The organism is Streptomonospora halophila (assembly GCF_039542725.1).
GTDB classification, from domain to species: Bacteria; Actinomycetota; Actinomycetes; order Streptosporangiales; family Streptosporangiaceae; genus Streptomonospora; species Streptomonospora halophila.
This window is the reverse complement of sequence record NZ_BAABIK010000018.1, coordinates 34,275-47,075: the sequence shown is the minus strand read 5'-3', so window position 1 is coordinate 47,075 and position 12,801 is coordinate 34,275. Positions and strand designations below refer to the sequence as shown.

The following is a 12,801-nucleotide window of genomic DNA, read 5'->3' as shown; positions in this document are numbered from 1 at the left end:
GACAAGCTGTGTAAAAGCACGTGTACAACATGTGGATCCTGCCCTGAAGCTGTGGAAGCACACCGCACCGGGGGCGATCCGGTCTCTGCCGCCCCGCGCTCTCCCATACACAACCGATCCACAGAACCACCGCAGGTTACCCACAGGACGCCGCCTCCCGCTCGCCGCTCGGCACGGTCCCACCGCCGTCCACAGAACCGGGACAATGGGACCCCGGGCTCGGCTGAGGGCACCTGAGGACGATCACCGGACACGGCCCTACGGCGCATTGAGGAGACCAGTGAGAAGGGGACGAACCATGGCAGGTCACCTTGTCTGAGGCACAGGTCAACCTCGCAATGGTGTGGCCGAGCGTGCTGAACAGCCTCGACAACAGCACTCTCCCCCCGCAGCAGCGCGCCTGGCTGCCGCAGACCCGCCCGCTCGGACTGATCGAGGACACGGCGCTGCTGGCCGCTCCCAACGAGTTCGCCAAGGAGGTGCTGGAGACCCGCCTGCGCCCGGCCATCAGCCAGGCGCTCTCCAGTGAGCTGGGCCGGGAGATCCGCGTCGCGGTCACGGTCGATCCCACCGCCGTCCAGCCCGCTCCCCCCGCCGCGCCTTCCGCCGGCGGCTACGGCTCGCCCGCGCCCGACCCCGCTGCGGGGACCGCGGCACCGGCTCCCGGGCCCTCGCCCTGGCAGCAGTCGGCCATCGTCCCCGAGGATCTGCCGGGTTCCCCGGCCGCCACCGAAGAGGTTCCCGACGGCCAGTTCGGCCAGCCCGGGCAGGACCCCTCCGGCCGGCACGCGCAGCACGGCCAACCCGGCAACTACGGCCCGCCCGCACGCGGTGAGCAGCGGCCGCAGCAGCCCGGCGCCTATCCGCCGCCCGAGCCCCCGCGCCCCGAGCCCGCTGCGCCCGCCTACTCCGGGGGCGACGACCTCCTCGCGCCGCGGGGCGGGCCCGGCGCACCCGAGTACCCGGCCTCTGCTCCCCAGCCCGACCACGACCAGCAGGGCGGCCGCCCCCAGCAGCCCTCCGGCCCCGAATGGGACGCGCCCAACCGCTGGGAGACCCCTTCCTGGGACGCCCCGCACCGCGAGGCCCCGGGAACCTGGCAGCAGCCGGCCGCCGCGGACTCCCCGGCCTGGCAGCACCGCGACCACCGCGACCAGTGGGAGCGCCCGGCTCCCGCGCACCGGCCCGGCGACGACGCGCACGCGCCGCCCGCCGAGGCCCGGGGTGCCGACACCGGGGGCGGCGGCCAGGGCACCGCTCCCCCGCCCCCGGCGCCCGCCGCACCCGACACCTCGGGGGGCAACCAGCCGCACACCTCGGCCGAGCCCGCGCGGCTGAACCCCAAGTACACCTTCGACACCTTCGTGATCGGCTCCTCCAACCGGTTCGCCCACGCGGCGGCGGTCGCGGTGGCCGAGGCCCCGGCCAAGGCCTACAACCCGCTGTTCATCTACGGCGGTTCCGGGCTGGGCAAGACCCACCTGCTGCACGCCATCGGCCACTACTCCCAGCGCCTCTACGACGGCGCCCGGGTGCGCTACGTGAGCTCGGAGGAGTTCACCAACGAGTTCATCAACTCCATCCGCGACGGCAAGGCCGACGGCTTCCGCCGGCGCTACCGCGACATCGACGTCCTGCTCGTCGACGACATCCAGTTCCTGGAGAATAAGGAGCAGACGCAGGAGGAGTTCTTCCACACCTTCAACACGCTGCACAACTCCAACAAGCAGATCGTGATCTCCAGCGACCGCCCGCCCAAGCAGCTGGTAACGCTGGAGGACCGGCTGCGCAACCGCTTCGAGTGGGGGCTGATAACCGACGTCCAGCCGCCGGAGTTGGAGACACGCATCGCCATCCTGCGCAAGAAGGCCGCCCAGGAGGGCCTCGCCGCACCCCCCGAGGTGCTGGAGTTCATCGCCAGCAAGATCTCCACGAACATCCGCGAACTGGAGGGGGCGCTGATCCGCGTCACCGCGTTCGCGAGCCTCAACCGGCAGTCGGTGGACCTGCACCTGACCGGGATCGTGCTCAAGGACCTGATCCCCGACGACGAGGGCCCCGAGATCACCGCATCGGCGATCATGGCCCAGACCGCCTCGTACTTCGGGCTGAGTACCGAGGACCTGTGCGGAACCTCCCGCTCGCGCGTGCTGGTCACCGCCCGGCAGATCGCGATGTACCTCTGCCGCGAACTGACCGACCTCTCGCTGCCCAAGATCGGCCAGCAGTTCGGCCGCGACCACACCACGGTGATGCACGCCGACCGCAAGATCCGCTCGCTCATGGCCGAGCGCCGGTCCATCTACAACCAGGTGACCGAGTTGACCAACCGGATCAAGCAGCAGTCGCGCAACGGATAGCCGGCCGCGCGCCGCCGGGCGGCTGCGGGGCCGGAGCCGGCAGTGGAATTTTTCTGCGCGCCGATTTCACGGGGGTCTCATCGAAGTTATCCCCAAGTAGTCCGGATTGTCTGTGGAAAACCAGTGGATAAGCCTGCGGATAACCGCCCCGATCCGGTGGACAACCTGGGGACGGTCTGGGGATGAGCTGTGGGCGCCGGGTGCGCCGGGGTCTCCGGCCATCCCCCGCCCCTGTGCGCAGCCGGTGGAAAACCTGTGGATCGGCCGTGGATAACTTGGGGACGCGTTGTGCAGGGCCGGAAACCGTCCACAGCGAGCCGAGTTCTCCCCAAGCGTCGCCCACAGGGCCGGTGGATAAAAATCGCGGGGATGACCTGCGGCGACAATGGTTGTCCACACTTTCCACAGCCCCTACTACTACGACGCCCCATATACATGTCTCGTGCCTTGGTAAATCAGCTGCGGCCCCAAACTGTGGACGGTCGCCCGCTCCGCCCCGCCCGGCTCCCGAGCCCGTCGCCGATCGGGTGTGGTGGGCAGCGGGCGGGGGCGAATCCGGGTACCGTGTGAACCCGTCCCCGTGACGCGACCGGTGCCACCGCCGCGACACCGCCCCCAGCACTCACAGGGACCCCTGGTTTCGAGGAAAGTGAGTCGGATAGTGAAGTTCCGGGTCGAACGCGACGTACTGGCCGACGCCGTCGCCTGGACCGCCCGCAGCCTGCCGGTCCGGCCGTCGGTGCCGGTGCTGGCCGGCATGCTGCTCGACGCCACAGCCGACGAGGGCGGCCGGCTGAAGCTCTCCAGCTTCGACTACGAGGTCTCCGCGCAGGTGTCGGTGGACATCGACGCCGAGGAGGCGGGCACCACCCTGGTCTCCGGGCGCCTGCTCGCCGAGATCACGCGGAACCTGCCTCCACAGACTGTGGAGATCAGCACCGACGGCGCCAAGGTCGTGGTCTCCTGCGGCAGCGCGAAGTTCACACTGCTGACCCTGCCTGTGGAGGACTACCCGTCCCTGCCGGCGATGCCCGAGCTGACCGGATCGGTCGGCAGCGACGCCTTCGCGGCGGCCGTCGGCCAGGTCGCCGTCGCCGCCGGGCGCGACGACACGCTGCCGATGCTCACCGGCGTGCGGGTCGAGATCGAGGGCGGCACCGTCACGCTGGCCTCGACCGACCGCTACCGCCTCGCGGTGCGCGAGCTCGCCTGGAAGCCCGAGAACCCCGACGTCTCCGCCGTCGCCCTGGTCCCGGCCAAGACCCTGGCCGACACCGCCAAGTCGCTGACCGGAGGCGCCGAGGTCTCGATCGCGCTGTCCAACGCCGAGAGCGGCGAGGGGATGATCGGCTTCGAGGGCGGCGGCCGCCGCACCACCACCCGCCTGCTCGACGGCGAGTTCCCCAAGTACCGCGCCTTGCTGCCGGACTCGTTCAACTCCGTCGCCGAGGTCCAGCGCGCCGAGTTCATCGAGGCGGTCAAGCGCGTCTCCCTGGTCGCCGAACGCAACACCCCGCTGCGCCTGGCCTTCAGCGAGGGCCAGGTGGTGCTGGAGGCCGGCACCGGCGACGAGGCGCAGGCGGTCGAGGCGCTGGACGCCTCCATGGAGGGCGACGAGGTCCAGATCGCCTTCAACTCCGCGTTCCTGCTCGACGGCCTTTCGGCCATCGACTCCGACGTCGCCCGGCTCCAGTTCACGACCTCCACCAAGCCCGCCATCATCACGGGCAAGCCCGCCGACGAGGAGGCCGCCGCCGACTACCGGTACCTGATCATGCCGGTCCGGCTGTCGGGTTGACACCGGGCAGCACGCACACACCGACGCAGGTCGAATTGGGGGAGACACGAGCATGCAGCTAGGGATGGTCGGCCTCGGCAAGATGGGCGGCAACATGGCCGGTCGTCTGCGCGACAAGGGCCACGAGGTCGTGGGCTTCGACTTCGACCCCGAGTTGCGCGACGTGGCGAGCCTCTCCGAACTCGCCCAGCGCCTGGAGGCGCCCCGCACGATCTGGCTGATGGTGCCCGCGGGAGCCCCGACGCTGCAGACCATCACCAGCCTCACCGAGGTGCTGGAGCCGGGCGACCTCGTCATCGAGGGGGGCAACTCCCACTACGTGGACGACCGGCGCCGCGCCGACGACCTGCGCGAGATGGGCATCGGCTACGTCGACGCCGGTGTCAGCGGCGGTGTCTGGGGCCGCGAAGAGGGTTACGGGATCATGGTGGGCGGCGATCCCAAGGACGTCACCCGCGCCGAGCCGGTCTTCAGCGCGCTGACCCCCGATGACGGCGGCTACGTCCACGCCGGCGGAGTGGGTGCGGGCCACTTCGTCAAGATGGTGCACAACGGCATCGAGTACGGCATGATGCAGGCCTTCGCCGAGGGCTACGAGCTGATGGCGGCCTCCGACATCGTCGACGACGTCCCGGGCACCTTCGACAGCTGGCGCGAAGGCACCGTGGTGCGCTCCTGGCTGCTCGACCTGCTCGTGCGCGCCCTGCGCGAGGACCCCGAACTCGAAGCCATCCGCGGCTACGCACAGGACTCCGGCGAGGGCCGGTGGACGGTGCAGGCGGCCGTGGACCACGCCGTTCCGGCGCCGGTGATCTCGGCGGCGCTGTTCGCGCGCTTCGCTTCGCGCCAGGAGGACAGCCCCGCCATGAAGGTCGTAGCGGCCCTGCGCAACCAGTTCGGCGGGCACGCGGTGACCAAGGCCGCCGACGACCCCGCGCGCACGCCCCGGAGCTGACCGCTCCCCCGCCGCCCCTCCGGTCCGCCGCGGCGGCGCGCAGAGGAGCCCGCGAACCAGTCGCCGGGGCGCGGTTGACTGGAGAACGGCGGCCGGTTCGCCCGGCCCATCGCAGCGGAAGCGCCGGGCGTGCTTCGGTTTCACGTGAAACCGGGACGGTGCGCACGGTCACCGGGGTTCCCGGGGGTCAGGCAGGAGAGGTCGGATGTACGTTTCACACCTGCAACTGGCCGACTATCGGTCCTACGAGTCGGTCCACCTGCAACTCGCTCCCGGGATCAGTACCTTCGTCGGCCCCAACGGCCAGGGCAAGACCAACCTCGTCGAGGCGATCGGCTACGTCGCCTCTCTGGGCAGCCACCGGGTGGCCTCCGACTCGCCGCTGGTCCGCAAGGATGCCGAGCGCGCGATCGTGCGCGCCGCGATCGTCAAGGACGACCGGCAGGCCGTGGTCGAACTGGAGATCAACCCGGGCAAGGCGAACCGCGCGCGGCTGAACCGGGCACCGGCCACCCGGCCCCGGGAGGTCCTGGGTGTGCTGCGTACCGTCCTGTTCGCGCCGGAGGACCTCGCGCTCGTCAAGGGCGACCCGGGTGAGCGCCGCCGCTTCCTCGACGACCTGCTGGTGGCCCGCACACCGCGGCTGGCGGGCGTCCGCAGCGACTACGAGCGGGTCCTCAAGCAGCGCAACGCCCTGCTCAAGTCCGCGTCGGCGCAGTTCTTCAAGCGGGGCGAGCCGGACCTGTCCACACTGGAGGTGTGGAACGAGCACCTCGCCGTGGCGGGGGCCGAGCTGCTCACCGCGCGCCTGGGCCTGGTGGCCGAGCTCCAGCCGCTGGCGGCCAAGGCCTACGGCGAGCTGACAACGGCCGGCGGGCCGCCGGTGCTGCAGTACCGCTCCTCGGCGGCCGGGCCCGACGAGCATCCGCCGCTCGACCGCGAGCAGCTGGCGGCGATGCTGCGCGAGGCGCTGGCCGAGAACCGCGTCCAGGAGCTGCAGCGCGGCGTGAGCCTCGTCGGCCCGCACCGCGATGACCTCCACCTGCGCCTGGACGAGCTGCCGGCCAAGGGCTACGCCAGCCAGGGCGAGTCCTGGTCCTACGCGCTGGCGCTGCGCCTGGCGGGCTTCGAGCTGCTGCGGGCCGACGGCGACGACCCGGTCCTGCTGCTCGACGACGTCTTCGCCGAGTTGGACGCCGAACGCCGCAGCCGCCTGGCCGAGCACGTCCGCCACGCCGAGCAGGTGCTGGTCAGCGCCGCCGTCGCCGAGGACATCCCGCCCGAGCTGCAGGGCGCGCGCTTCCGCGTCGCCGAAGGGAGCGTCGAACGTGAGTGAGGACACCCCGGTCCCCTCCCCCTCCGGCGAGGCGCCCGCTCCCACGGGTGCCGACCTGGCGCGCCAGGCGCTGGCCCAGGCCAGGGCCGCCGCCCGCGAGCGCGGCGCCTCTCCCGAACAGCGGCCCCGGCGGGCGCGCCGCAGGGCCGTGCGCTCACGCAACGAGCCGCAGCTGTTCGGCGACGCCGTGCGTGCGTGGCTCGCCGAGCACGGCTGGCAGGAGCAGGTCGCGGTGGGCGGCGTCTTCGGGCGGTGGAACGAGATCGTCGGCGACTACAACGCCCAGCACCTGCGCCCGGTCTCCTATGAGGAGGGCGAGCTGGTGATCGCCGCGGACTCGGCGACCATGGCCGCCCACGCCCGCGCGATGGTGCGCGACCTGCTGCGCAGGCTCAACGAGGAGCTGGGCCACGGGACCGTGCACTCGATCAAGGTCCAGGCGCCGGGGCGCGGCCGCGGTCCCGGGCCCCGGCGGGCCCGCTGAGGGGCCCTGGGTCACGGATCGCTCACGCCCGGTTGACTCCCGCTTGGGGAAGCGGGTACCGCTCAGCGGCGCTGAACCGCGCGGGGAATTGTCGGCGGGGGTGTCCGCGTGTAGGGAGTCCGGTCCCGGTCTGTTCACCCGTTGTCGGGCGGCACAGCGCCGCGAATGCCACTTTCCGGCTGTGCGCGCGGTATCATGGGAGGAGTTCTTCGGACGCTTCCGCCGGTATAGCCCGCCCCAAGAGGAGAGGGCGGTGGGAACCGGGGCGGCACGCGATGTCCAGGCGCGGGTACCGACGGTACCGGCGTGCGCTGCGTGGCGGGCTGCCCGGTTGGCCTCCCCATGTCCCGGGGGCACCGGACGGGACGCGTCCCCAGCAGGAGGGTGTTTCCACTTGGCCTACGACGCTTCAGCGATCACGATTCTTGAAGGGCTCGAGGCGGTACGCAAACGCCCCGGCATGTACATCGGGTCGACCGGTGAGCGCGGTCTCCACCACATGGTCTCCGAGGTTGTGGACAACTCGGTCGACGAGGCGCTCGCGGGCTACGCGACCGCCATCGAGGTGACCCTGCAGGACGACGGCGGCGTGCGGGTGGCCGACAACGGCCGCGGTATGCCCGTCGACCTCCACCCGGTCGAGAAACGTCCCGCCGTGGAGGTCATCCACACCACGCTGCATGCGGGCGGCAAGTTCGACGGCAAATCCTACGCGGTCTCGGGCGGCCTGCACGGAGTCGGCGTCACCGTGGTCAACGCGCTCTCGTCCCGCCTGGAGGTCGAGATCCGCCGCGACGGCAGCGTCTGGCGGCAGAGCTACCTCACGGCCCGCCCGGTCGCTCCCCTGTCCCGGGACGAGGAGACCGCGGAGACCGGCACCCAGACCACCTTCTGGGCCGACGACTCGATCTTCGAGACCACGACCTACAGCTTCGAGACCCTCGCGCGGCGCATGCAGGAGATGGCGTTCCTGAACAAGGGGCTGTCCATCACCATCCGCGACGAGCGGCGGGAGTTCACCGGCGACACCCCCCTGGTGCAGACGTACCACTACGAGAACGGCATCTCGGACTTCGTCGCGCACATCAACACGACGAAGGACCCCGCCCACGCCACCATCATCGGTTTCGAGGAGGAGGGCGAGGGGATCTCCGCCGAGATCTCGATGCAGTGGAACCAGTCCTTCACCTCCTCGGTGCACACCTTCGCCAACACCATCAACACCGCTGAGGGCGGCACGCACGAGGAGGGCTTCCGCACCGCGCTGACCTCGGTGGTCAACCGCTACGCGCGCGAGCAAAAGCTCCTGCGGGAGAAGGACGACAACCTCACCGGCGACGACATCCGCGAGGGCCTGACCGCGATCATCTCGGTGAAGCTGGCCGATCCCCAGTTCGAGGGGCAGACCAAGACCAAGCTCGGCAACACCGAGGCCAAGTCGTTCGTGCAGCGCGTCACGCACGAGCACCTGCGCGACTGGTTCGAGCGCAACCCCGGCGAGGCCAAGGACATCGTCACCAAGGCCAGTCAGGCGGCCCGCGCCCGCATCGCCGCTCGCCAGGCGCGCGACCTCACCCGGCGCAAGACCCTGCTGGAGTCCACCTCCCTGCCGGGCAAGCTGTCGGACTGCCAGTCCACCGAGCCGGAGAAGTCCGAGGTCTACATCGTCGAGGGCGACTCCGCCGGCGGCTCGGCCAAGGGCGGGCGCGACCCGCACTACCAGGCGATCCTGCCCATCCGCGGCAAGATCCTCAACGTCGAGAAGTCCCGCATCGACCGGATCCTGAAGAACAACGAGGTCCAGGCGATCATCACCGCCCTGGGCACCGGGATCCACGACGACTTCGACGCCTCCAAGCTGAGGTACCACAAGATCATCCTGATGGCCGACGCCGACGTCGACGGCCAGCACATCCGTACGCTGCTGCTGACGCTGCTGTTCCGGTTCATGAAGCCGCTGATCGAGGCCGGCTACGTCTACCTCGCACAGCCTCCCCTGTACAAGATCAAGTGGGACCAGCGCGGCTCGGACGCCGACTACGCCTACTCCGACCGCGAGCGCGACGAGCTGATCAACGCCGGCATCGCCGCCGGCAAGCGCGACCCCCGGCCGCGCGACCTCGTGCAGCGCTTCAAGGGCCTCGGCGAGATGAACGCCACGGAGCTGTGGGACACCACGATGGACCCCGAGGGCCGGGTCCTGCTCCAGGTGAACCTCGACGACGCGGCGCAGGCCGACGAGATGTTCAGCGTGCTCATGGGCGAGGACGTCGAGTCGCGGCGCTCCTTCATCCAGCGCAACGCCCGGGACGTCCGCTTCCTGGACATCTGACTCCTCGCGCATCCCGACGGCAGCGAACGACTCACCAGAAAAGGACCGACATCCAGTGACGGATGCGAACACACCGGAAGCTCCTGAAGAGGCGGAAGGCCCGGGCCAGCGCGTCGAGCCGGTCGACATCCAGGTCGAGATGCAGCGCAGCTACCTCGACTACGCGATGTCGGTCATCGTCGGGCGGGCACTGCCGGACGTACGCGACGGCCTGAAGCCCGTTCACCAGCGGGTGCTGTACGCGATGTACGACGGCGGGTACCGGCCCGACCGCGGGTACTTCAAGTGCGCCCGCGTCGTCGGCGACGTGATGGGCAACTACCACCCGCACGGCGACAGCGCGATCTACGACACCCTCGTCCGCCTCGCGCAGTCGTGGTCCATGCGGATGCCGCTGGTCGACGGCAACGGCAACTTCGGCTCCGCCGGCAATGACCCCGCCGCGGCCATGCGCTACACCGAGTGCAAGCTCGCGCCGCTGGCCATGGAGATGCTGCGGGACATCGACAAGGAGACCGTCGACTTCCGGCCCAACTACGACGGCCGCTCCCAGGAGCCCGTCGTACTGCCCGCGCGCTTCCCCAACCTCCTGGTGAACGGCTCCGCCGGTATCGCGGTGGGAATGGCGACCAACATCCCGCCGCACAACCTGCGCGAGGTCGCCGACGGCGTCAAGTGGTACCTGGCCAACCCCGAGACCTCCGACGAGGCCCTGCTGGACGCGCTGATGGCGCGGATCAAGGGCCCCGACTTCCCCACCAACGGGCTGATCGTGGGCCGCCGCGGCATCGAGGAGGCCTACCGCACCGGGCGCGGTTCGATCACGATGCGCGCCGTCGTCGAGGTCGAGGAGGACGTGCGGGGGCGCCAGACCCTCGTCGTCACCGAGCTCCCCTACCAGGTGAACCCGGACAACCTGGCGCTGAAGATCGCCGAGCTGGTCAAGGACGGCAAGGTCTCCGGCATCGCCGACGTCAAGGACGAGAGCAGCGGGCGGACCGGCCAGCGACTGGTCATCGTGCTCAAGCGCGACGCGGTCGCCAAGGTCGTGCTGAACAACCTGTACAAGCACACCCAGCTGCAGGAGACCTTCGGCGCGAACATGCTGGCGCTGGTCGACGGTGTGCCGCGCACGCTGCGGCTGGACCAGCTGATCCGCTTCTGGGTCGAGCACCAGATCGAGGTCATCGTCCGGCGCACGCGCTACCTGCTGCGCAAGGCCGAGGAGCGCGCCCACATCCTGCGGGCGCTGCTGCGCGCCATCGACCGCATCGACGAGGTCATCTCGCTGATCCGCGGCAGCGCCTCCGCCGACGAGGCCAAGACCGGCCTGATGGGGCTGCTGGAGATCGACGACGTCCAGGCGCGGGCGATCCTGGACATGCAGCTGCGCAAGCTCGCGGCACTGGAGCGCCGGCAGCTCACCGACGAGTACGACGAGCTGATGTCCCATATCGCGGACTACAACGACATCCTCGGCTCGCCGGAGCGGCAGCGCAGCATCGTCAGCGACGAGCTCACCGAGATCGTCGAGAAGTACGGCGACGACCGCCGCACGCACATCATCCCCTTCGAGGGCGATATGCGTATGGAGGACTTCATCGCCGAGGAGGACGTGGTCGTCACCATCTCCCGCGGCGGCTACGCCAAGCGCACGCGGCTCGACGGCTACCGCGCGCAGAAGCGCGGCGGCAAGGGCGTGCGCGGTGCCCAGCTGAGGCAGGACGACATCGTCCAGCACTTCTTCGTGACCACCACGCACAACTGGATCCTGTTCTTCACGAACAAGGGGCGCGTCTACCGCATCAAGGCCTACGAGCTGCCCGAAGCGGCCCGCGACGCCCGCGGCCAGCACGTCGCCAACCTGATGGAGTTCCAGCCGGACGAGGAGATCGCCCAGGTGATGGCGCTGCGCGGGTACGACGACGCGCCGTACCTGGTGCTGGCCACCCGCCAGGGGCTGGTGAAGAAGTCGCGGCTGGAGGACTTCGACTCCGCGCGCTCGGCCGGGATCATCGCCATCAACCTGCGCGACGAGGACGAGCTGATCGCGGCGCGGCTGGTGTTCGCCACCGACGACCTGCTGCTGATCAGCAGCGACGCCCAGGCGATCCGGTTCCCGGCCTCCGACGAGTCCCTGCGGCCGATGGGGCGCGCCACCAGCGGCGTCATCGGGATGCGCTTCCTGGAGGACGACTACCTGCTGAGCATGGACGTCGTCCGCGAGTCCGACGGACCCTCCGACGTCCTGGTCGCCACCGAGGGCGGTTACGCCAAGCGGACGCCCGCCGACCAGTACCCGGTGCAGAACCGCGGCGGCAAGGGCGTGCTGACCGCCAAGGTGGTCGAGGCGCGCGGCAAGCTCGTGGGCGCTCAGATGGTCTCTCCGGAGAAGGACGAGGTCTTCGCGATCACGTCGTCGGGCGGGGTCATCCGGACCCGCTGCTCGGAGATCAAGCGGTCGGGGCGCACGACCATGGGCGTGCGGCTGATGAACCTGGGCGAGGGCAACCACGTGGTCGCGGTCGCGCGCAACGCCGAGGCCGACGACGTGGAGGTCGACGCGGGCGAGGCCGGCACGGATGAGACCGGCGTGGCGGACGTGTCCGCGGAGGGCGTGCCGGAGTCCGAAACCGCTGAGGCACCCGAGGTCGTCGACAACGGCGATCCGGGTGAGGCCCCGGGTGAGACACAGGCCTGACCGGGCCGGAGTCGGGGCCGGATCCGGCGGGGGCGTATCGTCCCGCAAGCCCGGTTGCGCAGGCTGACGCGTGCCGGGCCGCGTGTGAGCGGGGCGGCGCCGGTCCGGCCGGAACCGCGGCGAGATCGGCGCGTGGCCGGACACCCGTAGACTCCACGGCAGGACCGAGACGCATCGCGGAGGGCGGTATCGGCCGCCCTCCGCGCGCTGTTTCGGCCGACCGACGAATCGGGCATAGAGTTTGCCCCCGTGGCAGTGTCGTCCGCCGGTGCGGAGTCCGGCCGCGGATCGATCGATCCTCCCCCTTGACCCTGTTCCACCGTCACAAGGAAGTCCAGCGGTAACGTGGCTATGTCTGATAACACCGAACGGCAGTCCGCCGCTCACGAGGAGTCCGCAGCAGACGGCGCCCTGAGTACGGAAACGACGACGGCGGGGACGGAACAGGCCGCCACCACCGAGGCGGGTGAGGCAACCGCCCCCTCCGCCGAGGCCGCCTCGAAGGGCGAGCCGGGCAGCGCGTCGTCGGGGAAGCCGTCGAGCACGTCCGCGGAGCGCAAGGGCGCAGCCGGCGGCTCCGGCGAGACGAAGTCGGCCGCCGCGAGCGCCAAGGGCGCCGACGACGCCGAAGGCGCTGAGGGTTCTGAAAGCGCCGATAGCTCCGGGCGGGGTGAGAGCGCGAAGGCGGCCGATGAAGGCGCCGGGGCCGGGAAGGCCGGCGCGACCGGTGCGAGCGGTGCGAGCGGCGCGGCCTCATCCGCGAGCGCGAAGGACGCCAAGGGTTCCAAGGGTTCCGCGAGCTCCGGGACCGGCGCAACCGGGGCCGGGGCCGACA

Annotated in this window: 8 protein-coding genes; 7 read left to right on the top strand and 1 reads right to left on the bottom strand. The window is 70.6% G+C overall.

Going from position 1 to position 12,801, the window contains the following annotated elements:
- The first annotated feature begins 338 nt into the window (after positions 1–338).
- The 7 genes from dnaA (at position 339) to gyrA (ending at position 11,966) form a co-directional block, all read left to right on the top strand.
- Positions 339–2,360: a chromosomal replication initiator protein DnaA gene (gene dnaA, locus ABEA15_RS16050; RefSeq protein WP_425579404.1), complete on the top strand. Its 2,022-nt coding sequence runs from the start codon at positions 339–341 to the stop codon at positions 2,358–2,360.
- Between the two features lie 661 nt (positions 2,361–3,021).
- The gene (gene dnaN, locus ABEA15_RS16045) at positions 3,022–4,158 is read left to right on the top strand and encodes a DNA polymerase III subunit beta (RefSeq protein ID WP_344141450.1); all 1,137 of its coding nucleotides are present in this window, start codon (positions 3,022–3,024) and stop codon (positions 4,156–4,158) included.
- A 52-nt stretch (positions 4,159–4,210) separates the two neighbouring features.
- The gene (gene gnd, locus ABEA15_RS16040) at positions 4,211–5,113 is read left to right on the top strand and encodes a phosphogluconate dehydrogenase (NAD(+)-dependent, decarboxylating) (RefSeq protein ID WP_345557245.1); all 903 of its coding nucleotides are present in this window, start codon (positions 4,211–4,213) and stop codon (positions 5,111–5,113) included.
- Between the two features lie 205 nt (positions 5,114–5,318).
- On the top strand, positions 5,319–6,449 hold the full coding sequence (gene recF, locus ABEA15_RS16035) for a DNA replication/repair protein RecF (protein WP_345557244.1): 1,131 nt from the start codon (positions 5,319–5,321) through the stop codon (positions 6,447–6,449).
- Positions 6,442–6,933 carry a DciA family protein gene (locus ABEA15_RS16030; RefSeq protein WP_345557243.1) on the top strand — a complete coding sequence of 164 codons (492 nt, stop codon included), beginning with the start codon at positions 6,442–6,444 and terminating at the stop codon, positions 6,931–6,933. The genes recF and ABEA15_RS16030 overlap by 8 nt, the downstream gene beginning before the upstream one ends.
- A gap of 394 nt (positions 6,934–7,327) precedes the next feature.
- A complete protein-coding gene (gyrB, locus tag ABEA15_RS16025) occupies positions 7,328–9,265 on the top strand; it encodes a DNA topoisomerase (ATP-hydrolyzing) subunit B (protein ID WP_344141456.1) in 1,938 nt (645 codons plus the stop codon).
- A 55-nt stretch (positions 9,266–9,320) separates the two neighbouring features.
- On the top strand, positions 9,321–11,966 hold the full coding sequence (gene gyrA / locus ABEA15_RS16020; protein ID WP_344141458.1) for a DNA gyrase subunit A: 2,646 nt from the start codon (positions 9,321–9,323) through the stop codon (positions 11,964–11,966).
- A gap of 383 nt (positions 11,967–12,349) precedes the next feature.
- Here the strand turns inward: gyrA and ABEA15_RS16015 are convergent, their stop codons facing one another.
- Positions 12,350–12,745 carry a hypothetical protein gene (locus ABEA15_RS16015; protein WP_344141459.1) on the bottom strand — a complete coding sequence of 132 codons (396 nt, stop codon included), beginning with the start codon at positions 12,743–12,745 and terminating at the stop codon, positions 12,350–12,352.
- Positions 12,746–12,801: the final 56 nt, after the last annotated feature.